Origin of the sequence: Adlercreutzia sp. ZJ473, assembly GCF_013185065.1 — a bacterium.
Classification (GTDB): domain Bacteria; phylum Actinomycetota; class Coriobacteriia; order Coriobacteriales; family Eggerthellaceae; genus CAAEEV01.
The window spans coordinates 1-1791 of record NZ_JAAVTO010000109.1; the positions used below are offsets into that span (position 1 = coordinate 1).

The window sequence follows — 1791 nt, forward strand, 5'->3', positions numbered from 1 at the left end:
CGGCGCGGCGCCGGCGGGAGGCTCGCCCACGCCCGCGCCGCCGCGCGGCGCCGCGGCGCGAACGCCGGCTTCCTCCACGCCCAGGCAGCGCCCGATGACCGCGACGATGTCATCCTCGCGCGAGCAGGGCACGAACGCCGCCGCCTCGGTGAGCTCCTCCTCCAGGTCGGCGCCGTAGCGCGCGGGCATGCATCCCGCCACCACGACGTGCGCGCTGCCCGCCGCCACGCGCGGCAGGCGCGCCGCCTCGAAGACGGCCTCGAGGCTCTCCTCGGTGGCCGACTGGATGAAGGAGCATGTGTTCACCACGATGACGTCGGCGTCCTCCACGTCGGGGGTGATCGCGTAGCCCGCCTCGGCCAGGCGCTTCGACATGGCGGCCGTGTCGACCTCGTTCTTCGCGCAGCCCATCGTCACGAACGCCACGCGCCATGCGTCGCGCTCGCCCTCGGCCACGTCTGCATTCCGCATCTCGTCCATGTGGCGCGCGCCCTAGCGGTAGTTCACGTACTGGAGCGGCTGCCCGTAGTCCTGGCCCTTCAGAAACGCGATGACCTCCTGGAGGGTGTCGCGCGACGCCGAGCTCACGCGGAGCTGGTCGCCCTCGATCTGCACCTTGCACTTGAGCTTCAGGGCCTTGACGTCCTTGTTGATCTTGCCGGCCGTCTCCTTGTCGATGCCGTTGACGACGGTGGCCACGCGGCGCACCGACTGGCCCGTGGCGGCGATGGCATCGCCCCACTTCACAGCCGTGAGGTCGATGCCGCGCTTGATGAGCTTGCTGCCGATGACGTCGATGACCTGCTTGGCCACGAAGTCAGCCGGCGCGGACACCGTGATGGTCTGCTTGGCCTTGTCGAGCGCGATCTCGGCGCCCGAGTCCTTGAGGTCGTAGCGCTGCGCGATCTCCTTGCGCGCCTGCTGGAAGGCGTTGTCGACCTCCTGCATGTCGACGACGGACACGATGTCGAAGCTGGATTCCTTGGCCATGTTCAAGTTCCTTTCACGTAGTTCGAGGGTGGATGTATGCGCAGTTGAAATGCGGACGCATGCGCGGCTTAGCGGGAGGCTGCGGCGCTCGACGACGAGCCCGAAGAACCTCCCGCCGCGTTCGAGGCCGAAGACGACGAGGCTGAGGAGGAGGCGCTCGAAGATGCCGAAGACGAGCCTGAGGCGCCGCCGTGCGCGGCCTCCCAGTCGTCCTTGATCTTCGTGAAGTCGACCGACCAGGTGGGGATGCCGCCGTCAGCCTGCGTGTACTCGATCTTCTCGCCGTCGACCGTGACGGTGATGGCGTCGACCACCCAGGCGCTCAGGCTCCACGTGCCGGTGACGCTGACGGTCTCCTCGACCGGCGGCGAGATCAGCTTGCTCTCGGTGGTGCCGTCGGTGGTGATCTCGGCGTACACGTCGCTCGAGCCGGAGATCTTGTAGACGACCTGCGCGCTGGTGGGCGCCGTCTCGACGGGCTCGACCGTCGCCTCGCTCTCGGGGTTCGAGGTGTCGGTGAGGCCCGAGATGGGCACGTCGGGCACGTCCTGCGCGGCGTCCTGCTTGCCGCCGAGCACGAACACGAGCACGACGATCAGGACGAGCACCACCACGGCCGCGCCTATGATGAGCGGCAAGCGCGACATCGAGGGCACCCGGCCGTTCTGCGCTGACGAGTACAGGCTCGGGTACGAGCTTCCGCCCACGAAGCCCTGGCGCGGCTCGCCTCCCCGGGCACGTCCCCCGCGCTGCGCGCCCCGCGCACGGCCGTCGGTGCGCCCGGGAGCTGCGCCTCGCGGC

General features: G+C 69.4%; 1 protein-coding gene and 2 pseudogenes. All 3 read right to left on the minus strand.

Features of this window, described 5'->3' with window-relative positions; all coding sequences use genetic code 11:
* A pseudogene (locus HRL41_RS11835) lies at positions 1 to 480 on the minus strand (hypothetical protein); the annotation flags it as partial.
* 12 nt (positions 481 to 492) lie between these two features.
* On the minus strand, positions 493 to 990 hold the full coding sequence (locus tag HRL41_RS11840; RefSeq protein ID WP_172137195.1) for a YajQ family cyclic di-GMP-binding protein: 498 nt from the start codon (positions 988 to 990) through the stop codon (positions 493 to 495).
* Positions 991 to 1058: 68 nt separating this feature from the next.
* Positions 1059 to 1791, minus strand: a pseudogene (locus HRL41_RS11845) (hypothetical protein); the annotation flags it as partial.

What these genes read in the sequence shown, in the direction of transcription:
- HRL41_RS11840 (WP_172137195.1), bottom strand. Translation starts at nt 990, where the DNA reads ATGGCCAAGGAATCCAGCTTCGACATCGTGTCCGTCGTCGACATGCAG.